This is a genomic window from Paenibacillus lautus NBRC 15380 (genome assembly GCF_004000945.1).
Classification (GTDB): Bacteria; Bacillota; Bacilli; order Paenibacillales; family Paenibacillaceae; genus Paenibacillus_AQ; species Paenibacillus_AQ lautus.
In genome coordinates, this window is the sequence record NZ_BIMF01000021.1 from 18,069 (window position 1) to 42,381 (window position 24,313).

A 24,313-nucleotide genomic window follows, 5' to 3' on the forward strand; every position below is an offset into this window, starting at 1 on the left:
ATGCTTCCCGATTTTCCCGGGAAATAATAAACGCCCTGAGCAACCAGCTCAGGGCGTTTTTTGATTAGCGATAAGGCCGTTAGTTTCAATCCGGTGTTTTTTCCACGAGCGGCTCATCATTTTTTTCATTGGAGAGGCCGGTAATTTCGAAGACTTTGAAGAGGAGAGCCATAAGGACACCTACGATGGTTGCCAAGGCCATACCCTTCAGCTCGACGGTACCGATTTTCAAGGTTACACCGCTAATCCCTGTTACCAATACGATTGTAGCCAAGATCATGTTGCTTGCTTTGGAGAAATCCACCTTCTGCTCGACGAAAATTCGAAGACCGGAAGCTGCGATTACCCCGAACAACAGGAGGGACACGCCGCCCATTACTGGTGTAGGAATGTTCGCTACAACGGCGGAGAACGTTCCTGAGAAGGAGAGTATAATCGCAATAATGGCTGCTCCGGCAATTACGAATATCGAGTATACCTTAGTGAGTGCCATGACCCCGATATTTTCACCATAGGTGGTATTAGGGGTGGAACCTACGAATCCTGACAGAATAGTGGATATACCGTTACCGAGAAGGGAGCGGTGCAAGCCCGGGTCTTTGGAAAGGTCTCTGCCCACGATATTACTTGTTACTAACAAATGCCCGATGTGCTCAACGATAACTACGATCGCAACCGGAATGATGCTCCAGATCGCCCCGCTATCGAAAACAGGGGTTGTCAGCTCCGGAGCCGACAGGAACTTCGCGTTCGCAATTTTCTCCGTCTCCACGACCCCAAGCGCGAAGGAAAGCGCATATCCGACAACGATCCCGATCAGGATGTGAATGATTTTGGCGAAGCCGCGGAACAGGATGGATCCGAGTACAGTGACTCCAAGTGTTACGAGTGAAATCGTAATGATTTTGGGATCAATGGATTGTCCCTCTTCTGGTAAAAAGCCGGCCATACCTGCGGCAACCGGTACAAGCTCAAGCCCGATCATCGCAATGATGGCACCCATAACCGCAGGCGGGAATACGAAGTCGATCCATTTGGTTCCCGCATATTTAACGATGAGAGCTACGAGACAGAAGATGATACCGGTAACGATAAAGGCTCCTAATGCTTTGCCGTAGTTGGCTTCCGGATTTTTGGCCAGTACGACCAGAACCGGTGCGATAAAGGCGAAGCTGGATCCCAAGTAAGCCGGAATTTTTCCTTTACATAAGAAAATGTAGAGCAGTGTACCAATACCGTTCATCAGCAGGATCATGCCGGGATCCACACCAAAAAGGTTCGGTACAAGCACCGTACTTCCGAACATGGCGAACAAATGCTGCAGGCTTAGAAGGAAACCGGGGCCAAACGGAAGTTTCTCATCTACTTGAATTTCACGTTGCAAACCATTTCACTCCTCTTAGGACTTTAAATATAGGACCGTTCGCGTACGATCTTTACTAGATTAAATACAATCGTTCGTTTTTTCAACAATAATTTTTACAGTTCGTCAAAATATCCAATTCATGTCAAGTTTTGATGTCTCCTCGCCGGAAACGGGCATACTATAAGTGTCTGAATGCTAGACATGTTGACGTATAACGTCACAAGCGTCATAATGATAGGAAAACAATCACGAGGGAACCTGCACGTTTTGACAAGGGCGGGTTCCATTTTATATAGAAAGGGAAGAGAAGGACTCCAAAATGGGCATAGAGCGATTACTCGAAAAGGCCAGCGCCTATACAAAAGAACCCGATCTTCTCCGCATCCAGGAAGCTTATGAATTTGCGGAGCAAGCCCACCACGGACAAGTGCGGAAATCGGGAGAACCTTATATTCTTCATCCGCTTGCGGTTGCAGACATCGTGGTGAATATGCAGATGGACACGTTGTCTATTATTGCTGCGTTGCTTCATGATGTCGTTGAGGATACAACCGTATCGCTCGAGCAGATCCGTGAGCGCTTCGGGGATACCTGTGCACTGCTGGTGGATGGTTTAACGAAACTCGAACGTATCCAATTCCGATCCAAAGAAGAGCAGCAGAACGAAAATTATCGTAAAATGTTTATCGCGATGGCACGGGACATCCGGGTGATCGTGATTAAGCTGGCTGACCGGCTTCATAATATGCGCACTCTTAAGTATCAGTCCGAGGAAAGCCAGCGCCGTATTTCATATGAAACGCTAGAGATCTTTTGCCCGATCGCCCATCGTCTAGGTATTTCCGCGATCAAGTGGGAGATGGAGGATATTGCGCTTCGTTACTTGAATCCGCAGCAGTATTACCGCATTGCGAATTTGATGCACAAGAAGCGGGCTGAACGAGAGCAATATATCGACAATGTCATAGTCTGTATCCGGGAGAAGCTTGACGAGATGGGCATACAAGCCGACTTATCCGGCAGACCGAAGCATATCTACAGCGTGTTTAAGAAAATGACGGTCAAGAACAAACAATTCAACGAAATTTATGATCTCCTTGCAATCCGCATTATTGTGGACAATATTAAGGATTGTTATGCTACGCTGGGGATCATCCACACCCTGTGGAAGCCGATGCCTGGCCGTTTCAAAGATTATATCGCCATGCCAAAAACGAATATGTATCAATCCCTTCACACAACGGTGGTTGGACCGAACGGGGAACCGACGGAGGTTCAGATCCGGACCTGGGAGATGCATCGTACGGCGGAGTACGGTATTGCGGCACACTGGTCCTATAAAGAAGGTTCCGCAGGCAACGGAGGCAGCTTCGATAATAAGATGACGTTCTTCCGTGAAATATTGGAGCTGCAGCATGAGACGAAGGATGCCTCGGAGTTTGTAGAATCTTTGAAGATGGACTTTTTCTCTGATTTGGTCTTTGTGTTTACGCCAAAAGGCGAAGTGATCGAGCTGCCTTCAGGCTCCGTCCCTCTCGATTTTGCCTACCGAATTCATACTGAAGTAGGAAACCGAACCATTGGTGCGAAGGTCAACGGCAGAATTGTTCCGCTGGATCATCAGCTCAAGACCGGCGACATTGTGGAAATTTTAACATCAAAACATTCGTACGGCCCTAGCCAGGACTGGTTGAAGATTGCCCAATCCTCGCATGCCCGCAGTAAGATCAAGCAGTGGTTCAAGAAAGAGAAGCGGGAAGAGAACGTGGAGAAGGGGCGCGAGATGCTGGAGCGCGAGATCAAGCGCCTCGGTCTTGAAGTGTCCGAGTGGACGACCGATGATAAATTAATGGAGGCGGCCAAGAAATTCGCCTTTAATGATATCGAGGATATGTTATCCGCGGTTGGCTTCGGGGGGATCACGGCCGCCCAAATCTGTACCAAAGTGACCGAGAAGCTTCGTAAGGAGCAGGAGGAAGCGAATCAGCTTGAATTGACCTCCGAGATGAAGGAAATCAAGCCGGCGGAGAAACGGAGCCGTCCGACTAACGGCGTTCGCGTTAAGGGGATTGATAATCTGCTTGTGCGTTTTGCGAGATGCTGCAATCCCGTACCCGGCGACGATATTGTCGGTTACGTTACCCGCGGACGCGGCGTATCGGTCCATCGTTCGGATTGTGCCAATCTGCCGTCCATGGGTGAAGGCGAAGATGCCGCGCGCGTGATTGAGGTGGAATGGGAAACGGCGGTTGAGGCTAATTACAGCGTCGATATCGAAGTGACGGGCCATGATCGTAACGGACTGTTAAATGAAGTTCTTCAGGCCGTATCAGAGAGCAAGACGAATATTTCCGCTGTGACCGGCCGATCTGATAAGAACAAAATGGCGATGATCCACATGACGATTTTGATCCGCAATACGGATCACCTTCATTCCGTTGTGGAACGAATCAAGCGGGTGAAGGATGTTTATACCGTTCATCGAATCATGCAGTAATGGCAATGATGGCACGATTGCGTGGTTAACGGACACCGGGGTTCATGGACATGGACAGTCTCGGATATTAAACGAATGGGCGGTCTGTTATCCTGCGGGAGACAGGCCGTTTTATTTTAAGATATCAGGTATAGACTTCGGAGGATCTGCTGCCTGATATCGCAAGAAAAACTACCGATAAACGCGGTTTGTCTTCTTAGAGAGTACATCGATAGACATTTTTCTTATGGAAATGAAGGAGCTAAACCAATGAGAGTGGTTATTCAAAGATGTAAGCATGCGCAAGTCACGGTTGACAACGAAATCGTTGGCAAGATTGAAGCGGGATTGATGGTGCTGGTTGGTGTTACGCACGAGGATGAAGAGAAGGATGCCAAATACCTTGCCGAGAAGGTTGCGGGGCTGCGGATTTTTGAGGATGAGGATGGAAAAATGAATTTTAGCGTCCAGGACGTGGGCGGAGCCATTCTGTCGGTATCCCAGTTTACGCTCTATGGCGACACCCGCAAGGGAAAACGTCCGAACTTCATGGCCGCCGCCAAACCGGATGAAGCGAATGCATTGTACGAATCCTTTAACCGCGAGCTCTTAGCGAAGGGATTGCAGGTTGAGACCGGGGTATTCGGAGCCATGATGGACGTGTCGCTAACCAATTGGGGACCGGTAACCCTGATCATTGACAGCAGATCATAAACGGTTAAATAGGCGGGCAGCATGCATCATATTGGAGAGATGGGGCATCCTGAGTGGATAATCGCTTGTTAGGTATTCACACTTAAAAAGGAGTCGTGTTCGTTATGCGTCAACCTCCCAAATTTTCGATATGGAGCAGTTTGCCTACGATGGTCGGGTCCGGAGACATTAGGGAAGCAGCGAGCACGGAACGCATGGTTACGGCTTCGGAAGATCCTGTACAACTCATTAGCATAAAGGGAAATATGCGGAAGCAGCTGCCGAGATCGTAGAGCTAAATAGGATAGTGAGTCACTTCTGGTGACGACGTAGCAGAGCCTGAGAACATTTCAGGCCTTTTTTTATTTCACTCATAAACCGGGAGTCCTTACAGTCCTTGTAATGCCCATGTACTGTACCTGAACGGTGTAGATCGCAGGATTTCCGTCCATTCCGCTGTTATAAAAAGGACATTCCCGGGTAATAACAAATCGAGGACGATCATGAAAGGAGACATGCCAGATGAGTAAAGTTGCATTTCTACTAGCTGACCAATTCGAAGATTCCGAGATGAAAACTCCTTATGATGCCGTGAAGGAAGCGGGGCATCAAGCTGATATTATTGGATTGAAACAAGGACAAGAGGTAAAGGGCAAACAAGGCAAGGCATCGTATACAACGGATAAAGCCATTGCCGACGTCAATATAAACGATTATGATGCGGTGGTTATTCCAGGCGGCTCTTCTCCGGAAAATTTGCGTCTGGATTCCCATATATTGCAGTTTGTTGCATCAGCGGACAAGGCAGGCAAACCGATTGCCTCAATATGCCACGGGCCGCAAATTCTGGCAAGTGCCGACCTGCTGAAGGGACGCACGATTACTTCCTATCCTCCGCTTCAAGATGACATGGTAAATGCCGGCGCAAACTTTAAGGATGAGGAAGTCGTCGTGGACCGCAACTTCATTACTTCCCGGACGCCGAAAGACGAGCCAGCCTTCGTGCGCGAGCTGTTAAAGGCACTGTAAGTGGATAGCAGCTGCAAGCTGCAATGGTTGTCCATGTTATACCGGTCTTTCAAACAAGTGGGTTGAAAAAAAGGAGGAATGGACATGTCTAGACAAATTCAAGCTTATTTCAGAACGGAAGACGACGCTGAAGGCGCAAGGACAAAGCTGTTAACGTACAACACGGAGCAGCTGGAGGTGGGACAGCTACAGGATCCGGTTCGAGGTGGAGGCCATATCCTTGTGCCGCTGGTGCCATGGGGTAATTCCGGCACGGGTGGAGCGACCGCAGGGGCTACAACGCTGGGGGCTCCCGGCGGAGTCGTCGGGGCACCCGGGGTTATCGTGGGCTCCCGGGATGCCAATGCTAGCCGCGATATAGCGCAAGATCGGCCGCACGGCGATGACACGCTGGGCGACGCATGGCGCGAAGCGGACGTGACCGACCGGGACTATGATGATCTGAGATATACGCTGTCCGTTAAGGTAAGGGACGAGGATTACGATCAGATTGTGCATGATTTGCGGGCGAATAATGCTTATGTGGAGCGTTTTGATTAATTAGCGGAGAAGCCGGCAGCGTTATCCCCCTATTGAAGATAAAAGCTATTCATTCTCGTGGGGCCGCTTATCCCTGGGAACGAAAAAAAAGGGCTGTTCCGCTGATGGAGCAGCCCTTTCATGGTTTTAATAGTAAAAGCGCTTTCTCGCTTGTAACATAACTGTAATGTTTGTTCAATGTTCCTTTAATATTCCCTGTTTATAATAACAGCATGACCCCCTTTTTTATATAATATATGTTTTGGACCTACAACGTGGTTTGTAGGTTTTTTTCTTTTTTCGGGGAAATTCAACAAAGTTTCTTGACTTTAGTGTGGCAGTTCATTAGAATCTAAAAATATAATGTTTTGGGTATACTATATTTATGAATAACAGATTTCATGACGGGAACAAGTACTCCATCCCCACAAGACCAGAGAAGAGTCCCTTTGGCTGTAAGGATTCGCTTGATGAGTGGACGAATGACCTCCCCGAGAACAGACGGCGAAGCAAGCACCGGTTAACCGGTGGGATAGACAGTAGCCGAACTGCGCGGCCGGGCGTTAAACGGATAAAGCGGAATGGTTGAACGCACTGTAGGGTGTGTCAACGCCGGAATGTGGGTGGTACCACGGGTGATTATATGATATCTCTCGTCCCTGTTGTCTTAGAACAACGGGGCGGGAGATTTTTTAGTTTTCACGACTTATTGCGAAATGACTCCCTAGGAGTTTTTCCATAGTTAGTTCTAAAGTTAGTTCTAAGTGATGAACCAGATCAAGGTAAGGGACATGTTCAAAAGGTGAAGATGTCATAGGACGTGGAGGGATGAAGATGGCAAACGAGAAATTCGAGAAACCAACAGGCACGCAGGACATCCTGCCAGGTGCCGTCGAGAAATGGCAGTTTATCGAGGAGAAGGCACGCGATTTGTGCCGGAGATACAACTATCGCGAAATCCGCACACCGATCTTTGAACAGACCGAGTTGTTCGAACGCGGGGTGGGCGAAACCACCGACATCGTAGAGAAGGAAATGTATACGTTCAAGGATAAAGGGGATCGCAGCATGACCCTTCGTCCAGAAGGAACGGCAGGCGTCGTCCGGGCTTACGTGCAAAACAAGCTGTATGGGGAGCCAGACGTCACGAAGCTGTACTACATGGGTCCCATGTTCCGCTATGAGCGTCCGCAGGCGGGACGCTACCGCCAGTTCCATCAGTTTGGCGTAGAGGTATTCGGGAGTGCAGATCCGGCTATCGATGCCGAGGTGATTGCGCTGGGATACAGCTTCTACAAGGAGCTTGGGCTGAACGGGGTAAAAGCGGAGATTAACTCCGTTGGGACGCCAGAGGTACGGGCGGCTTACCGCAGTGCACTGCTTGCTTTCCTGGAACCGATGAAAGAGAGCTTGTGCTCGGATTGCCAGTCGCGCATGGAACGCAACCCGCTGCGCGTGTTGGACTGCAAGAAGGACCAAGGGAAGTTCGGTGATGCACCTTCGATCCTGGACAGCCTGGATGAGGAATGCAGCACGCACTTTGAGAAAGTGAAAGGGTATCTGGACGCCATGGGCATCGAGTATGAGATCAATCCAAGACTTGTTCGGGGATTGGACTATTATACGCATACCGCATTTGAATTCAAGGCCCAGGGCATCGGCGCGATTGATACGGTAGGCGGCGGCGGACGGTTCAACGGACTGGTCGATCAGATTGGCGGACCGGATCAGCCTGGCATCGGGTTCGGGATTGGTCTTGAGCGAATCCAATTGATTCTGGAGCATCAAGGGGTCAATCTGTCGGCCGCCAAGCCGCTGGATGTCTATCTGGTGGCGCTGGGTGAAGCTGCCGAGCAGGAAGTGGCAAAATTGATCTACGAACTGCGGAGCAAAGGCGTAGCTGCCGAACGCGATTACCTCGGCCGGAAAATGAAAGCCCAGATGAAATCCGCCGACCGTTTGCAAGCTCGTTATACCGCCATTTTGGGTGAGGACGAACTGGCACGAGGAGAAATCGCCCTCAAGTCGATGGAGACCGGCGAGCAGCGTACGGTGAGATTGGATCGTCTGGTTCAAGAATTGGTTTAATCGTCGCATGAAGCGACTTAATTATATTAAAGGGGAATGATAAACGATGAAAAGGACGCATCATTGCGGTCACCTGACAACCGCGAACATTGGAGAAACTGTAACACTGAACGGCTGGGTACAGACCCGCCGCGACTTGGGCGGCGTGCTGTTCATCGATCTTCGCGATCGCAGCGGCATCATGCAAATCGTATTTAACCCGGATTTCTCCGGCGAGGCTTTGGCTGTCGCCGATAAGGTCCGCAGCGAATTCGTGGTGGCCGTATCCGGTAAAGTCGTAAAACGCGATCCTGAAACGTTCAACCCGAACCTGCCGACTGGCGAAATCGAAGTCCAAGTGACAGGCATTGAAGTGCTGAATGCAGCCAAAACACCTCCGTTCTTTATCGAAGACGGCGTGGAGGTGGATGAGCAGCTTCGCTTGAAATATCGCTATCTCGACCTTCGCCGTCCAGAGATGCAAAAAACGCTGATGCTGCGCTCCAAAGCGTCGAAGATATTCCGCGACTTCCTCGATGACGAAGGCTTTGTGGATGTGGAAACGCCAATTCTGACCAAGAGCTCGCCGGAAGGCGCACGCGACTATCTCGTACCGAGCCGCGTACACGCAGGTGAATTCTTTGCCCTTCCGCAATCTCCGCAAATTTACAAGCAGCTCCTTATGGTGAGCGGGCTTGAGCGTTACTACCAAATCGCACGCTGCTTCCGTGATGAAGACTTGCGTGCTGACCGTCAGCCTGAGTTTACCCAGGTCGACATCGAGACATCCTTCATGGAACGCGACGATCTCCTCAACATGATGGAGCAGCTGATGGTGAAGTTGTTCAAGGAAACCATCGGCGTTGAACTTGCAACGCCATTCCAGCGTATCAGTTATGCCGATGCGATGGGCAAATACGGCTCCGACAAGCCGGATCTTCGCTTCGGTTTGGAATTGATCGAAATGAACGATATCGTTGCAAGCAGCGGCGTTAAAGTATTCTCTTCCGTTATTGAAAAAGGCGGCGAAGTGAAGTGCTTGAACGCTAAAGGCTGCGGGACTTGGACACGTAAGGAAATTGACGATCTGGGGCCATATGCAGCCCGTTACGGAGCGAAGGGTCTTGCCTGGATTCAAGTGAAAGAAGGCGAGTTCAAGGGGCCGATCGTGAAATTCTTCAGCGAGCAGGAAATTGAAGCGGTAAGAGAACGTACGGGTGCCGAAGACGGCGACTTGCTGTTGTTCTCCGCGGACAATAAAAAAGTGGTTGCCGATGTCCTAGGCGCGCTCCGCTTGAAAATCGGACGTCAGCTTGGCCTGATCAACGACAACGAATACAAGTTTGCTTGGGTGCTGGACTTCCCGCTGTTCAGCTATGATGAAGAAGCGAAGCGCTATGTGGCCGAGCATCATCCGTTCACCCGTCCAAAAGACGAAGATCTGGAATTGATGGATACGGATCCGCTTGCCGTACGAGCAGAAGCATATGACATCGTTCTGAATGGATACGAAGTAGGCGGCGGTTCCATGCGGATTTACAAACGCGAGATCCAAGAGAAAATGTTTGCGGCTCTTGGTATGTCGCCGGAAGTGGCGCACGACAAATTCGGCTATCTTATGGACGCCTTTGAGTACGGCACTCCTCCGCACGGCGGAATCGCCTTCGGATTGGACCGTTTGGTGATGCTGCTTGCCGGACGCACCAACCTGCGTGAAACGATTGCGTTCCCAAAAACGGCAAGCGCAACGGATCTGTTGATGGACGCTCCTTCCCAGGTGGACGGAGGACAACTGGAGCAGCTGCATATCAAACTCGCCAAGAAGCCGGGCGACGAGAAATAATAAGCCTGTTGTTCTTGAAAAAGGAGGTTGCTTGAATTATGCTGCACCAATTTTCCCGTACGGAATTAGCCATAGGGCCTGAAGGCCTTGAAGTCATGAAGAACAGCACGGTGGCGGTGCTCGGTATCGGTGGCGTGGGCTCCATTGCGGTGGAGGCCCTCGCCCGTACCGGGGTTGGCCGTATCATTCTGATCGACAAAGACGTGGTGGATATCACCAACATCAATCGGCAGATACATGCGTTAACGACCACGGTAGGTCAGAAGAAAGCGGATCTGATGGTTGATCGGGTTAAACTGATCAATCCGGAATGTGAAGCGATTGCCCTGAACATGTTTTACACAGAAGAGACGTATGAAGAGTTGTTTAAATTCGATCTGGATTATGTAATTGATGCATCCGATACGATTATTTATAAAGTGCACCTGATCAAGGAATGCCTGCGGCGCGGTATTCCGATCATCTCCAGCATGGGGGCAGCCAACAAAATGGACCCGACGAAGTTCCAGGTAGCCGACATCTCCAAAACCTCCATGGACCCGATTGCCCGTATTGTACGCACCAAGCTGCGCAAAGACGGCATCAAGAAAGGGGTCAAGGTCGTATTCTCTCTAGAGGAGCCGATGAAACCCCGCCAGGACGTTACGGAGAAGATCGTACCCGAGAACGCCCCTGAAATCCGGAAGGCGAAGCAGCCGCCGGCGAGCAATGCATTCGTTCCGCCCGTGGCCGGACTTATTATGGTCAGCGTAACGGTGAAAGAACTGCTCGAAAAAGGCGGCGTCTCGTTGTAAGAAGCATCTAGACAAACGGAAGGCAGGGAGAAACAGCCTTTCGGCAAAGTTTAGCGTGGTTAATAAAACGCAGTGTCCCAAGCAAGGGAGGCTGTGTTTTTTTATGGTCATTGACGAAGCGATTATGATGGCAAACCGGCACCATGGGATTCCGATGACAGAGCTTTGCTAGTATATCCGGGCCAGGTGTGCTACAATGGAACTCCTTTTTGTGTCACGGCCCTTAAAGCCAGACTTTCGATGCGAAAAAAAATATGTTTCTTAGGAGGTAACTGAAAGTGTCAGAATCTTTTCAAAGTGCCTATCAAGAAGAAGAGTCAAGGCTAAACGAGGTTATCGTTGAAATTGACCGTCAGCTTGAACGTTTGCGCGGGATTCCGGTATACACGGGCCATGATTTTACGGAGCAGGTGCTCGAAGCAGGACGGGAAGAGAAACGGCAGGCCCTCGCCAAAAGTTTGCCCGAGCCTTACTTCGGGAGGCTGGATTTTCAGGAGAGTGGAACGGGAGCAAAGAAACCGCTCTACATTGGGAAGATCGGCTTTGATAAGGAAGATGCCGAGGATCACCCGATGGTGATTGATTGGCGAGCTCCGGTCGCAAGTCTTTTTTATTCGTTTACGGGCGGTACCGACCCCGCATCGTTTGAAGCACCCGAAGGAATCATCGAGGGGCTGGTGTATTTAAAACGCAACGTCGTAATCCGTAAGCAAATTTTGGAACGGGTATCGGATACGTACAATCGGGAAAACGGCGGACCTGCGGTATCCGATGAGTTTTTGGTTTACCGTCTCGGGGAAAATAAGGATAACCGACTGCGGGATATCGTATCCACGATCCAAGCGGAGCAGGACAAAATCATCCGGGCAGCCAAAAACACCGCCCTCATCATCCAAGGGGTGGCGGGAAGCGGAAAAACGACGGTGGCACTGCATCGGCTGGCCTATTTGCTCTATCAGTACAAGGAGCAGGTAACCGCGGAGAAAATGATCATATTCGCACCCAACCTGATGTTTCTGGATTACATATCCGACGTGCTGCCTGAGCTCGGAGTTGGCGATATACAGCAGCGCACGTTTGGCGATTGGGCAGCCGAGCTGCTCGATATTCAGCTCGCTTCGGATGATCATACACACACGCTTCATCAATGGTTCGAGACGGAGCCGGGTCAGGGTACCCCGGATATTGACGATAATGTCAGCGGGCGTTACAAAGGCTCATTGAGACTGATGGAGATCATCCGGCGCTGCGTGGAGTCCATCGAATCCGAAGCTCTTCCGGACGGGGACTTCTCTCCATGGGATGGGGCTATCCTGAAACAGGAGACGATCGCTGAATGGTTCTACCAGGAATATAAACCGTATCCACTGGCCAAACGGAAGGAACGGCTGCTGGCCAGATTGCACCGCTGGGTCGAGATGGAACTGAAGAAATCGCCATCAGCGGTTGTGATGAAAGAACGAAAGAAAAAAGCGGCTCAACGAGAAAAGGCTTATGCAAACCGATGGCTGAAATTTGAGCCGGTCTCACTATATAAACAATTGTTTGGGGCGGTTAAGGCAACCGGATCGTGGTTTGAAGAGCTATCCGCTCTGATTCCGTCCGAGGTGCTCGCCGCAACGCGTAAGGATCTAAAGAAGAACGTGGTCCGCGAAGAGGATTTGCCTGCCTTGCTGTATTTCCACTGTTTATTGAATGATATTACCGGAGAGCAGCGTTTTGACCATATCGTTATTGATGAGGCTCAGGATTTCTCGCCATTCCAGGTGGCTGTGCTGGACCTGTTCGTCAGAGGACATTCCTTCACCATATTAGGTGATTTGTCGCAGGGCATTCATGCCTATCGCGGCGTTCATGCGTGGGAAGAGATGAGCTCCCTGTTTAAGGAAGAGGAGACAGCCTATTTTGCGCTGACACGCAGTTATCGCTCCACGATGGAGATTATCGAATTTGCGAACGGCATTTTGGAGAAGGGGGTTAGCAGTGATCTGCTCGCCGTACCCGTATTTCGAAGCGGCGATGCCGTTCGCCTGATTCCTTATGATTCGGAGAAATCCAGAACGAGAGATTTGGAGCGGGCGATGGAGGCACTCATCGCTAAGGAATATCGGACGGTAGCCATTCTCACCCGAACCTTGCGGGAAGCGCAAGAGCTGCATAAGCAATTCATTACTGCGTGGCCGATGCTGAATCTGATCGATGGCAGCAAAGGAACGTATCAGGGCGGTTATTCCGTACTTCCTGTTTATTTGTCCAAGGGGCTTGAGTTCGATGCGGTTGTGGTGGCGGATGCAGATCGGGTGCATTACGCGGAGAAAGCCTGGGATGCCAAGCTGATGTATGTGGGATGTACGCGGGCACTGCATGAGCTGTGGCTGCTGCATGGTGAGCCGCTGCCTTCGTATATCATGACGGAGACCTCAGAAATTACGGCCAGCGGCTGGCCTGCGGAGTAAGGTGAGATGGTGTTACTAACGTAGCAACGTTAAGCGTGAAGAGGAAAGAACGGGAAATGTCCCGTGGGGTGGTACATGTCTGCATGTGCTTGTCTCTGCGGGACTTTTTGTTGTGCTTGTGCCTAACCAAGCATTTGGTAGGAGGAGCCCAGATTTTCGATAAACCGGATCAAAGTCCATACAGCGAGGATGGAACCTGCAGTTGCCAGGATGATGAAGAGTGTCATTTTTCGCATAGGCTTTCGTTTCAATTCAATAGCCTCCCTTCGTGCGTGGTATTCGAGTGAAACGTTTATAATAAGACCTCGTTCTCTTCCTCATTTCGGATGCCCTGCTTATATTCATAGAGAATGATGGATGAACGGGTGAAGGCATAAAGGCCGACCAGGAACTGCAAGATGAGGTGGCATACAGCAGGTTTATCGCGAGTCTCTCATTGTCGAGGTATCCGGGGCCGAATGTTTCTTGTAAAAGATTATGAGTACTGACATAAAGGTAGAGCCCCAGTATACTGAACGTCATATGGATAGCCGCGTTATACAATTTGCGCACGGATTTTTTGCGAGTCGTCATAACATTCTCCCCAGATCAGGTTTTTCAATAATTCCCTATTATATTAAACGCTCCAAACCGATGAAAGTTGGGATGTGGTTGAAATAAGCCGCAAATATTGATGGATCTATGAAAGATGAAGCGTAGGACAGGAACTTGCCGCAGCCGCAGGCACGGAGAAATCGAATATGATATGATAGAGCGTGATGGATTGGATTGAAACGCAGCATTGTTTATTATTGCATTGATATCAGACAAGGAAGTGTAGCAATGGATTTATTCAGTATCGGGCGTGAAGGGGACCGTGATTCCCGGCTGCTGGCCGATCGGATGCGCCCTTCGTCGCTGGATGAATATATAGGACAAGAACATATTATCGGTCCGGGCAAACTGCTTAGACGGGCCATAGAGGCAGACCAGGTTTCTTCCATTTTATTGTACGGCCCGCCGGGATGCGGCAAAACAACGCTGGCCCATATTATCTCACAGCAAACGAAGGGGTACTTCGTTCGGCTGAATGCGGTGGAAGCCTCGGTTAAGGACGTCAGGGAAGTCATCGAACAAGCCCAGAGCAACCGCAGCCTGTACGGCACCAAAACGATCCTGTTTCTGGATGAGGTTCACCGCTTTAACAGCTCAAGACAGGACGCGCTGCTGCCTGCCGTGGAGAACGGCACGATTATATTTATCGGCGCGACGACAGAGAACCCCTTTCATTACGTAAATGGGGCCTTGATGAGCCGTTCAACCTTGTTCCAGCTTGAGCCGCTGACTAAGAACCATTCCATGATCGCCATGTTGCGCGCGCTATCCGACCCAGATAAAGGTCTTGGTTTCATGGATCTCCAGGCCGATGAGGAAGCATTGGAGCATATTGCAACCATGGCGAACGGGGATATCCGGCGTGCACTGAATGCGCTTGAGCTGGCGGCGATGACGACCCCGCCCGATGCAGGCGGTACGGTTCATATTACGCTCGAAGTGGCCGAGGAATCGATCCGCAAGCCGCTCGTCAAGGCGGACGAGTCCACGCAGTATGACGTGCTATCAGCCTTTCATAAGAGCATTCGAGGTTCCAGCGATGCGGCCTTGTTCTGGTTTTTGTATGCGGTCGAAAAGCTTGGGATGGACCCGATGGTGTTCATCCGCCGCTTGATTGCTGCCAGCAGCGAGGATATCGGACTTGCCAATCCGCAAGCGATGGTGCAGGCGGTGAGCGCACTGGATGCCTACCGGAACAACGGGTGGCCGGAAGCCAAGCTTAACATTGCCCAGGCCATCCTGTTTGCGGTGGAGAGTCCGAAATCCGATGGCGTTGTGTCAGCCATATCCCGGGCGATGTCCGCCATGGATGAAGTGAAATCGGCAGAGGTTCCGCTTCATCTGCGTGATGCGCATTACTCGGGGGCGGTGAAGCTGGGACATGTCGGCTATAAGTACCCGCACGATTATCCGGGCCATTACGTGAAGCAGGAATATTTGCCGAAGGAGCTCTCCCGCCGGGTGTTCTATCAGGCGACGGAGCAGGGGAACGAAGCCAAGATCGCACATAATCAGCGATTACGACGCGAAGAATAGGGTCGTATGAACATGAACGGTAACTACGGCCGCGCAAATGGGGGGAATGAATGATGAAAACAGGGAAACAACGGTTTGCCATCCTGCTGCTGTCCGTCGGCATGGTGCTGAGCGGCTGCTCGGGAAAAAGCGCTTCGGAACAGGTCTCCAATAGACAGGCCGCCGAGGCCGTGCATGAGCATGGGCATCAGACCCAGCTGTCCAATGGGGATATCCAGGAGGCGACGGCTTCGATAGACGAGCTGCCTGCTTTTTTGAAGAGCCAGACCAGCGAGCTCCAAACGATCTATGCCTTATCCGCGCAGGTGAGTGATGTCCTGAAATATATTCCTTGTTATTGCGGCTGCGGGGACAGTGCCGGTCATGAGAGCAACCTGAACTGTTTTATTGATGAGATCCAGGAGGACGGCACCGTGGTGTGGGACGATCATGGCACCCGCTGCGGGGTTTGCTTGGACATTGCCGTGGAATCTGCCAAAATGAGCAGCGAGGGCAAGAGTCTGATGGAGATTCGGACCGCAATCGACGAGAAATACAGCACAGGTTATGCTAAGCCGACACCAACCCCGATGCCGCCTGCCGAAAGTTAATCCTACTGCAGCTAAACAAGAAGGCACCCGATGTGATCGATGGATCACTCGAGTGCCTTTTTTATGTTGGGATTCATGTCCTTTATGGACGTTATCAGGAATCGCTGATCCGTTTCTTAGCTCAACAGGTGTGATCTATCTCACAGCATTAAACTATATATGGATGTAAATTAATAAAACAAAACTATATATAGTATGTTGATGAGATGAATACGAGGAGTTGATTATATTCATGAAAGTTATGAAGAGAGACGGATGTCTGGTGAATTTTGAGATAAGCCGGATCGTGGAGGCGGTGGATAAAGCATTTATAGCGGTTGAGGGTGCTTCCCGCAAGGAAGCCTCCTTGCGGATTGGGGATGAGGTTGCTCATGCCACCGCGGGTATGGAACAGGTGAGCGTGGAGGAAATTCAGGATATCGTTGTCGAGCATTTGCAAAGAACAGGATACGTAAAGGTGGCGGCAGCTTATCAACATTACAGGGAAACCCGTGACCTGGAGCGGATGCGGCGGGGAGAACTCTACAAGATCAGCAGGGATGTGATTGGGGTAACGAATCTGGATCTGCTCCGGGAGAATGCAAATCTGAACGGAGAATCCTTCAGTGGAAAAATGAGTCGGATCGGCTCCGAGTACGCCAAATGGATGGCAAGCAAATTCATCCTGCCTGGAGAACTCATGAGAGCGGTTAGGGATGGCTATGTGTACGTGCACGACCTGGACCAGTATGCACTCGGAACGACGAACTGCATTTTCATCCCATTTGACCGTCTATTGGCCAAGGGCTTCAATACCGGTAACGGATCGGTCAGGCCGCCGCAGAGCATCATGACTGCGATGGCGCTGGTGGCCATCATCTTTCAATCCCAGCAGAACAGTCAATTCGGCGGCGTGTCCGGAAATAAAATCGATTGGGATCTGGCCCCGTATGTCGGCAAATCGTTTCGTCGGCATTTTCGCAAAGGGCTGGCTTACTTCGGAGAAGCGGAGAAGGGAGAGGATTGGTCATATGAACGAGCTCTTCAGGATAATGAAATATACATAGACAATGGGCTACTGAAGGACATGTACCCGCGAATATATCACTACGCATATAACGAAACGGTAAATGAAGTAAAGCAGGCTGCAGAATCCCTGATCCATAATTTAAACACGATGAGCAGCCGGGCCGGCGGGCAGATTCCCTTTACATCGCTGAACTACGGCATGTGCACGTTAACCGAAGGTAGGCTGGTATCCCACGCTTTGTTGGATGCCACGATGAAAGGGCTCGGCGGCGGCGAGACGCCGATATTTCCGCAGCATATTTTTCAGTGCAAGCAAGGGGTAAACCAGGCGGAAGGGGAGCCCAATTACGATCTGTTCCTGAAAGCCGTTGAGTGCTCCAGCCGCAGGCTCTACCCGAATTTTGTCAACGTGGATGCGTCGTTTAATCTGGTCTACTATAACCCGGACGAGCCAGACACGATTATTGCCACCATGGGCTGCCGGACACGGACAATTTCAGACCGGTTCGGGCGAAACCGCCTGAGCGGCAAAGGCAACTTATCCTTTAATACGATCAATCTGGTTCGTCTAGGCATTGAGCATGGCATCATTGAAGGGAAACGGGATATGCCTGACCTGAATCTCTTCTATGAGCAGCTGGATCAGTATATGACCATTGCGGTAGAGGGTTTGATTCACCGTTACGAGCTGCAGGCCGACCAACCGGCCAAAGCGTCGGATTTTATGATGCGGGAAGGCGTGTGGGAAGGCGGCGAAACCCTGGCCCCGGAGGACAAGGTACGAGAACTGATTAAGCACGGTACCCTGGCGCTTGGATTTATCGGGCTGGCCGAATGCCTGAAGGCGTTGACCGGACTGCATCACGGAGAGGATGAAAACAGTCGCGTTCTGGGAATCGAGATCATCCGGCATTTGCGCCAGTTTTGCGATGCAGCCAGTGAAAGATATAACCTGAACATCACGTTGTTTGCCACGCCGGCAGAAGGGTTGTCCGGAAAATTCACGAAGCTGGACCGGCAAACCTTCGGGGTGATCGAGGGTGTGACAGACCGCGAATATTATACGAACTCGTTTCATATTCCGGTGTACTATCCGATGGCGGCGTACCGCAAAATCCGTTCCGAAGCTCCTTTCCATGAGCTGTGTAATGCAGGAGCGATTTCGTATGTGGAGCTGGACGGCAACGCAAGGCAGAATACGGCTGCTTTTCAGGACATCGTGAAGTTTGCCCTGAAGCAGAACATTGGATATTTCTCTGTAAACCATCCCGTCGACCGTTGTCCGGCATGCAACTACGAAGGGATTATCGGAAGTGCTTGCCCTGGATGCGGCGCCTTGGAGGCGGATGGAAACTTCCAGCGGCTGCGGAGAGTGACGGGATACTTAACGGGCAATTATACCGAGCGCTTCAATTCGGCCAAGCAGGCTGAGGTCAGGGATCGGGTGAAGCATCTGTGAATGTGTGCGGATACATCCCCGAGAGCATTAATGAAGGTCAGGGACTTCGGGCAGTTCTATTCGTGAGCGGCTGCCGTCATGCGTGCGCCGGATGTTTTAATACAGATTCCTGGGACTTTGAAGCGGGGGAGCCGTTTACAGAAGAATTGTCCGCGTCCATCCTGCAGGATATCATCGACAACCCTTTGCTGGATGGCGTGACCTTATGCGGTGGAGACCCGTTCTTCTCGCCGGAGGAATGCACGGCATTTGTACGCAAGCTCAGGACCCTCTGTCCCGGGAAAAGTGTATGGGCCTACACGGGCTTCACCTTTGAAGGGCTGCTGAGGCAGCCGAAGCTGCGCGAATTGGCGATGCAGTGCGATGTAATCGTGGATGGCAAATTCCAGCTGGAGTTAAGGGATGTCTCGCTTCCCTTTCGAGGCAGCTCCAATCAGCGTTTCATTGACGTAGCCGTCAGCCTAGAACGGGGAGAAACGGTAGAATATGTTCTTCGCTAGCAGGTAAAAAAAGAGCACTCACTTTACGGATTCTTCCGTGTTAAGTGTGTGCTCTTTTCGTTTAGGCCAGCGGATTAATATGGAATTTTATCCGCCGTTTCGATCGTTCCTCCGCCAAGGCAGTCGTCCCCTTGGTAGAAGACAACGGCTTGTCCCGGCGTGATTGCTTTTTGCGGCTTCGCAAAAGCGACATGAACGGTTCCGTCTTCGCGCGGAGTTATCGTAACTTCCTGATCCGGCTGACGGTAGCGGAATTTCGCGGTGCAGGTGTAGGCGTCTTTGGGCATAGCGTCTTGTCCTGCAATCCAGTTGATTCCGGAGGCAACGAGTCCGGTTGAATACAAACTCGGATGATCGCCTTGAACAACGTACAGAATATTGTTAGTTAAATCTTTGTCGGCAACAAACCAAGGCTCTCCGGAGCCTGATCCGCCGATTCCGAGACCTTGGCGTTGGCCCAGCGTGTAGTACATCAAACCATCATGACGGCCTTTCACTTCACCGGTGACAATGTCCACCATATCGCCGGATTGGGCGGGGAGGTATTGTCCAAGAAATTCTTTGAAATTCCGTTCTCCGATGAAGCAAACGCCGGTGCTGTCTTTTTTCTTGGCGGTGTACAGTCCGGCTTCCTCAGCGAGTCGGCGAACTTCCGGTTTCGGAAGATGCCCGATCGGGAACATCGCCTTGGAGAGCTGCTCTTGGCTCAGCGCATTGAGGAAGTAGGTTTGATCCTTGTTGCTGTCGACGCCGCGCAGCAACCGGTACTGTCCGTCTTCCTCGATGACGCGGGCGTAATGGCCGGTAGCCACGTAGTCGGCTCCCAGATCCATTGCCTTGTTCAGAAATTCGCCGAATTTGATTTCACGGTTGCACATGACATCGGGGTTCGGCGTTCTCCCGGCTTTATATTCATCGAGGAAATAGGAAAATACTTTATCAAAGTATTCCTTCTCGAAATTGACGGTATAGTAGGGAATGTCGAGCTGCTCGCACACGCGGCGCACGTCTTCAGCGTCCGCTTCAGCTGTGCAATAGCCAAGCTCATCGGTATCATCCCAGTTTTTCATAAAGATGCCGATCACTTCATAGCCCTGCTGTTTGAGCAGGAGCGCTGTTACGGAGGAGTCGACTCCTCCCGACATGCCGACAACGATACGAGTGTTATGTTTTTCTTTTGACATCGTTATCACCATTTTCATATTGAATTGTGCCCATGGAGGTATTTTAACATATTGGAACAAGGTTCACACGTTTCATTTTGTCCACTCAGGGTGAACATTTTTCAGGTTTCCGATTGGAATATTACCCATTGAGGTTCAGGATATGTTACCATAAGCTGAGGGTAATGATCGGAATACGGAGAAAAACACAGGATAAGCTGCTTCACGCGTGGATTACGCCGTATTTGTCGCTCACCCGCCACCTACAATTCATGTACAGGATGGACATAATATACAAATTGCCGAAAGAGGTGTCACCTTTGAAGATATCAACAAAAGGAAGATACGGATTAACGATTATGATGGAGCTGGCCGCGAGGTTTGGGGAAGGGCCGACTTCGCTGAAGAGCATTGCTGAGAAGAACCAGCTGTCGGAACATTATCTTGAGCAGCTGATCGCACCGCTGCGGAATGCGGGTCTGGTCAAAAGCATCCGCGGCGCATACGGAGGATATATCCTTTCCCGTGATCCGGCATCCATAACGGCTGGAGATGTCATCCGCGTGCTGGAAGGACCGATATCCCCTGTGGATTTCACGGAAGAGGACGATCCGGCGAAGCGGGATCTATGGCTTCGTATCCGCGACAGCATTGCTGAAGTGCTGGATTCCACGACGCTGGACTATCTGATCAACTATCAGGAACAGTCTGCTGCAGACAACTACATGTTCTATATTTAAGGGTGACGACGGATATGAGATCAGTATATTTGGATCATGCCGCATCAACCCCGGTTCATCCGGAGGTTGCCGAGCGGATGATGAATGTGATGACAAGCCAATACGGCAATGCTTCAAGCGTTCATGCTTTTGGACGGGAAGCGAAGAAGATTGTGAACGGGGCGCGTGATCGAATTGCGTCCCTTTTAGGATGCCAATCGGACGAGCTGGTGTTCACCGCAGGCGGAACCGAGAGTGATAACCTGGCTATACTTGGATTGCTGGAGTCGCTTGGCGTGAAGGGCAAGCATGTGATTACGTCGGCGATTGAACACCATGCGGTGCTTCATACATGTCATGAGCTGGAACGGCGGGGCTGTGAGGTTACCTATGTCCCCGTCGACTCTACTGGGCGTGTCTCTGTGGAGGACATTGCGGGCGCGATTCAGGACAACACGGTGCTGGTCACCATCATGTATGGCAACAATGAAGTAGGCACCGTTCAGCCGATTTTCGAAATCGGCGAGCTCTGCCGCAGCCGGGGGATCGTATTCCATACCGATGCTGTTCAGGCATTGGGATCGGAGGCGATCAACTGCCGCGAACTGCCGGTGGATATGTGGAGTTTTTCCGCTCACAAAATCAACGGACCCCAGGGCGTCGGTGCCTTGGTTGTCCGCAGAGGACTCAGCGTATCTCCACGTCTGTTCGGAGGGCTGCAGGAGAAGAAACGCCGTGCCGGAACAGAGAATATGGCTGGAATCGCTGGTTTTACGGCAGCAGTGGAATGGACCGTTAAGAATATGGAGGCGCGGATCCAGCATTATCGCGAGCTGAGATCGACGCTGCTTGAAGGGCTTCGTCAGGAGATTGGCGAGGATGCTTTTGTGATCAACGGAAATTCGGAACATTACCTACCTCACATCCTAAATATCAGCTTTGCCGGTGCCAATACGGAGACGATGCTGATGAACCTCGATATGGAAGGAATTGCGGCGGCAAGCGGCTCGGCTTGTACGTCGGGATCTCTGGAAATATCCCATGTACTCCAAGCAATGAAACTTTCTGATCCTGTTTTGCGCTCCGCGATTCGTTTTAGTTTCGGTTTGGGTAATACTACTCAAGAAATGGAGTACACTGCCCAAAAAATTGGAACCATCCTTAATCGGTTACGTAAATAGATGTTAAGGGATTTCTCCTTCTAGGGAACAGGGGGTATGCGTTCGTCCATTTCATCCTTGGAAATGGCCCGTCAGGCTAACGAAATTTTGACCGGCGGCTGATTTCAAACCATGAAGGATGAGGAGGTGTCCACTGTATATGAAACTTCAAGAAATGATTGGACTGGCTGTATTCGACGTGGAGAACGGTAAGGAAATCGGCAAAATCCACGATTTTATACTAGATGAGAACTGGTTGATTACCGGGTTGGAGCTGGAAGGCAAGGCTTTGTTTTCCTCGCATGTGAAAAGCGTCTCATGGGAAGATATCGTAGCGTACGGGGAAGATGCCGTCATGATCCGGAGTCAAGAGGCTGTCCGCAAGCTGGGCGCCAATGATATACCGCTTACGTACCTTTTGGGCAAGCGCAAACTGAAAGAGATGCAGGTCTTGACAGAGGATGGTATCCTGCTCGGGCGTATATCGGATGTTTATTTTGAGCAGGAACAGGGCAATACAATACTAGGGTTGGAAATATCCGATGGATTTGTCTCGGATTTGATCGAAGGTCGCAAATGGCTGCCTTGCACAGCGGAAATGGCTATCGGCGAAAGTGCCGTCATGGTACCTCCGATGAGCGAACAGCGTCTGGAAAAAGCCATTAATTCTGTGAACGGATAGGGTGAGGTAGGATGAAATGTCCAAACTGTAGTTCCAAAGATATCGGAAAAATCGGCTCCCACCAGTTTTATTGCTGGGGTTGCTTTATCGAATTGACAGTCAACGGAGAGAAAATGTCCGTATACCAGGTAGAAGAGGACGGCACGCTCAGCTCGCTGGATGATTTGTTCTTCGGTGATGACATGCAGCCGGATTTCCCTCCTATGCACGCGTCTTCCTAAAGAACGCGTACATATTGTAAGATAACGACTCCTTGCTGAAGGCCTGTACGGCTGAGACAGCAGGAGTCTTTTTCATTTTGGCCGGCGGAAATGTTAGTTTATTTCTGGAAGCTTGTACATATACTACAGGGTAGCTTTCGAAAAAGGAGGGTGCCTGTTGGAACAGCTGACCGAGAACAAATGGTTTCGATTGTTGGTATGGTTAATGCTTGGACTCATCTCTCTTTACTTTGTCTGGCTGCTGCGCCCGCTGTTTATGGATGTCTATCGATTTCTCAAGGCTGTCCTGGCGCCATTTCTGGTTGCCATGATCATATCTTATGTGTTGAATCCGGTTGTATGCATGCTCTCCGACCGCAAAGTTCCGCGGAGCATGGCGGTGCTGCTCATCTATGCCGTCTTTCTGACGTCGCTCGCCGTCATTCTAATTAATATGATTCCGATGCTGATCCGGCAGCTGGAGGAGCTCAACGAGCACTTGCCTGAATTAACGATGAACGCCCAAAGTCTGATGACCAATCTGGACAGCAGGCTCCTGCCTCCGGGAGTAAGGACAGGCGTCAACAGCTGGTTCCTGCAGATGGAATCGAGGTTGGCCGGGGGAATCTCGGATTTCATGGACAATATCGGCAACATGATTAATATTCTGTTTAACGTGTTAATTGTTCCTTTCTTGATCTTCTACATATTAAAAGATTTTGAGGTGTTCCAGCGGACCGCCGTATCCTATCTGCCGCGGAGCCGCCGGAAGTCGATTGTCACGCTGCTTAAAGAGATTGACATGGCCCTTGGAAATTATGTCCGCGGACAATTCCTGGTATGCTTAATCATAGGCGTACTGGCTTATGTGGGGTACATGATCGTGGGCATGCCGTACGCACTGCTGCTGGCAAGCATCGTGGCGGTGTTTAACATCATTCCGTATTTGGGTCCCTTTCTCGGGGCGGCACCAGCAATTGTGATGGCATCCACGATTTCCTGGAAGATGGTGCTGCTGGTGGTGGTGGTTAATATGATCTGCCAGACGCTGGAGAGCAACATCATTTCACCCCAAGTGGTGGGGAAAAAGCTGCATATGCATCCGCTCCTGATCATTTTTGCACTCCTTGTCGGCGGTCAGCTCGCAGGAACTGTGGGCTTGATTTTGGCTGTTCCCGTCTTTGCCGTCATCAAAGTGCTGCTGCAGCATTTTTTCGCTTATTATGTTAGAAGGAAATCCGGCTGAGGGTTCCAGTCTGTAGCTGCAAAGTTCATGCATTGACAGATAGTATCACCCTATATATACTTGAAATGATAAACCTATAACCGTACAAATCGATGAGAAAATCGAGTAGGCTTTGCGTACCTTGCCCAGAGAACAGGTTCCTGCCCGGAGAATTTCCGGCTGGCTGCGAGAACCTGGAAGTGAACCTTAGCCGAATGCTAATTTTTGAGTGTG

21 protein-coding genes are annotated in these 24,313 nt (G+C 50.7%); 18 read left to right on the forward strand and 3 right to left on the reverse strand.

From position 1 onward, the window contains the following. Positions 1 to 85 precede the first annotated feature (85 nt). Entirely contained in the window at positions 86 to 1,384 is a 1,299-nt protein-coding gene (gene uraA, locus PLA01S_RS26070) for a uracil permease (protein WP_127594689.1), read from the reverse strand. 301 nt (positions 1,385 to 1,685) lie between these two features. On the opposite strand from uraA, the gene PLA01S_RS26075 reads away from it, so the two are divergent. The 9 genes from PLA01S_RS26075 (at position 1,686) to PLA01S_RS26110 (ending at position 13,243) form a co-directional block, all read left to right on the forward strand. Next, positions 1,686 to 3,863, forward strand: a complete 2,178-nt coding sequence (locus PLA01S_RS26075) for a RelA/SpoT family protein (protein WP_127594690.1) — start codon at positions 1,686 to 1,688, stop codon at positions 3,861 to 3,863. Between the two features lie 249 nt (positions 3,864 to 4,112). Further along, positions 4,113 to 4,556, forward strand: a complete 444-nt coding sequence (gene dtd, locus PLA01S_RS26080) for a D-aminoacyl-tRNA deacylase (RefSeq protein ID WP_076320444.1) — start codon at positions 4,113 to 4,115, stop codon at positions 4,554 to 4,556. Positions 4,557 to 4,660: 104 nt separating this feature from the next. Then, positions 4,661 to 4,828, forward strand: coding sequence for a hypothetical protein (locus PLA01S_RS32140; RefSeq protein WP_164817522.1), 168 nt, complete (start codon positions 4,661 to 4,663; stop codon positions 4,826 to 4,828). A 229-nt stretch (positions 4,829 to 5,057) separates the two neighbouring features. After that, a complete protein-coding gene (locus PLA01S_RS26085; RefSeq protein WP_100535766.1) occupies positions 5,058 to 5,564 on the forward strand; it encodes a type 1 glutamine amidotransferase domain-containing protein in 507 nt (168 codons plus the stop codon). A gap of 84 nt (positions 5,565 to 5,648) precedes the next feature. Further along, positions 5,649 to 6,104: a hypothetical protein gene (locus PLA01S_RS26090; protein ID WP_127594691.1), complete on the forward strand. Its 456-nt coding sequence runs from the start codon at positions 5,649 to 5,651 to the stop codon at positions 6,102 to 6,104. An 813-nt stretch (positions 6,105 to 6,917) separates the two neighbouring features. Further along, positions 6,918 to 8,171: a histidine--tRNA ligase gene (gene hisS / locus PLA01S_RS26095; protein ID WP_127594692.1), complete on the forward strand. Its 1,254-nt coding sequence runs from the start codon at positions 6,918 to 6,920 to the stop codon at positions 8,169 to 8,171. Between the two features lie 46 nt (positions 8,172 to 8,217). Next, entirely contained in the window at positions 8,218 to 9,993 is a 1,776-nt protein-coding gene (aspS, locus tag PLA01S_RS26100) for an aspartate--tRNA ligase (protein WP_127594693.1), read from the forward strand. A 38-nt stretch (positions 9,994 to 10,031) separates the two neighbouring features. After that, positions 10,032 to 10,787, forward strand: coding sequence for a tRNA threonylcarbamoyladenosine dehydratase (locus PLA01S_RS26105; RefSeq protein WP_113061422.1), 756 nt, complete (start codon positions 10,032 to 10,034; stop codon positions 10,785 to 10,787). Positions 10,788 to 11,065: 278 nt separating this feature from the next. Next, the gene (locus tag PLA01S_RS26110) at positions 11,066 to 13,243 is read left to right on the forward strand and encodes a HelD family protein (protein ID WP_127594694.1); all 2,178 of its coding nucleotides are present in this window, start codon (positions 11,066 to 11,068) and stop codon (positions 13,241 to 13,243) included. Between the two features lie 122 nt (positions 13,244 to 13,365). Here the strand turns inward: PLA01S_RS26110 and PLA01S_RS32910 are convergent, their stop codons facing one another. Next, positions 13,366 to 13,494 (reverse strand): hypothetical protein, encoded by a 129-nt coding sequence (locus PLA01S_RS32910; protein WP_272868173.1) that lies wholly within the window; start codon positions 13,492 to 13,494, stop codon positions 13,366 to 13,368. A gap of 571 nt (positions 13,495 to 14,065) precedes the next feature. Here PLA01S_RS32910 and PLA01S_RS26120 point away from each other — a divergent pair. From PLA01S_RS26120 to nrdG, 4 genes are all read left to right on the forward strand, one after another. Then, positions 14,066 to 15,373: a replication-associated recombination protein A gene (locus tag PLA01S_RS26120; protein ID WP_100539272.1), complete on the forward strand. Its 1,308-nt coding sequence runs from the start codon at positions 14,066 to 14,068 to the stop codon at positions 15,371 to 15,373. A gap of 50 nt (positions 15,374 to 15,423) precedes the next feature. Beyond that, the gene (locus tag PLA01S_RS26125) at positions 15,424 to 15,963 is read left to right on the forward strand and encodes a PCYCGC domain-containing protein (RefSeq protein WP_127594695.1); all 540 of its coding nucleotides are present in this window, start codon (positions 15,424 to 15,426) and stop codon (positions 15,961 to 15,963) included. Positions 15,964 to 16,195: 232 nt separating this feature from the next. After that, positions 16,196 to 18,430: an anaerobic ribonucleoside triphosphate reductase gene (locus tag PLA01S_RS26130; RefSeq protein WP_127594696.1), complete on the forward strand. Its 2,235-nt coding sequence runs from the start codon at positions 16,196 to 16,198 to the stop codon at positions 18,428 to 18,430. Then, a complete protein-coding gene (nrdG, locus tag PLA01S_RS26135) occupies positions 18,427 to 18,930 on the forward strand; it encodes an anaerobic ribonucleoside-triphosphate reductase activating protein (protein WP_127594697.1) in 504 nt (167 codons plus the stop codon). The genes PLA01S_RS26130 and nrdG overlap by 4 nt, the downstream gene beginning before the upstream one ends. Positions 18,931 to 19,004: 74 nt before the next feature. Here the strand turns inward: nrdG and mnmA are convergent, their stop codons facing one another. Then, the gene (mnmA, locus tag PLA01S_RS26140; protein WP_164817523.1) at positions 19,005 to 20,114 is read right to left on the reverse strand and encodes a tRNA 2-thiouridine(34) synthase MnmA; all 1,110 of its coding nucleotides are present in this window, start codon (positions 20,112 to 20,114) and stop codon (positions 19,005 to 19,007) included. A gap of 299 nt (positions 20,115 to 20,413) precedes the next feature. On the opposite strand from mnmA, the gene cymR reads away from it, so the two are divergent. The 5 genes from cymR to PLA01S_RS26165 all read left to right on the forward strand — a co-directional run bounded on the left by cymR (position 20,414) and on the right by PLA01S_RS26165 (position 24,100). After that, positions 20,414 to 20,833 (forward strand): cysteine metabolism transcriptional regulator CymR, encoded by a 420-nt coding sequence (gene cymR / locus PLA01S_RS26145; protein WP_071222772.1) that lies wholly within the window; start codon positions 20,414 to 20,416, stop codon positions 20,831 to 20,833. Positions 20,834 to 20,847: 14 nt separating this feature from the next. Further along, positions 20,848 to 21,993 (forward strand): cysteine desulfurase family protein, encoded by a 1,146-nt coding sequence (locus PLA01S_RS26150; protein WP_127594698.1) that lies wholly within the window; start codon positions 20,848 to 20,850, stop codon positions 21,991 to 21,993. A 139-nt stretch (positions 21,994 to 22,132) separates the two neighbouring features. Beyond that, positions 22,133 to 22,654 carry a PRC-barrel domain-containing protein gene (locus PLA01S_RS26155; RefSeq protein ID WP_071222774.1) on the forward strand — a complete coding sequence of 174 codons (522 nt, stop codon included), beginning with the start codon at positions 22,133 to 22,135 and terminating at the stop codon, positions 22,652 to 22,654. A gap of 11 nt (positions 22,655 to 22,665) precedes the next feature. Further along, on the forward strand, positions 22,666 to 22,875 hold the full coding sequence (locus PLA01S_RS26160; RefSeq protein WP_100535777.1) for a YrzR-like zinc ribbon domain: 210 nt from the start codon (positions 22,666 to 22,668) through the stop codon (positions 22,873 to 22,875). Positions 22,876 to 23,032: 157 nt separating this feature from the next. Then, positions 23,033 to 24,100, forward strand: coding sequence for an AI-2E family transporter (locus tag PLA01S_RS26165; protein ID WP_127594699.1), 1,068 nt, complete (start codon positions 23,033 to 23,035; stop codon positions 24,098 to 24,100). Positions 24,101 to 24,313 lie beyond the last annotated feature (213 nt).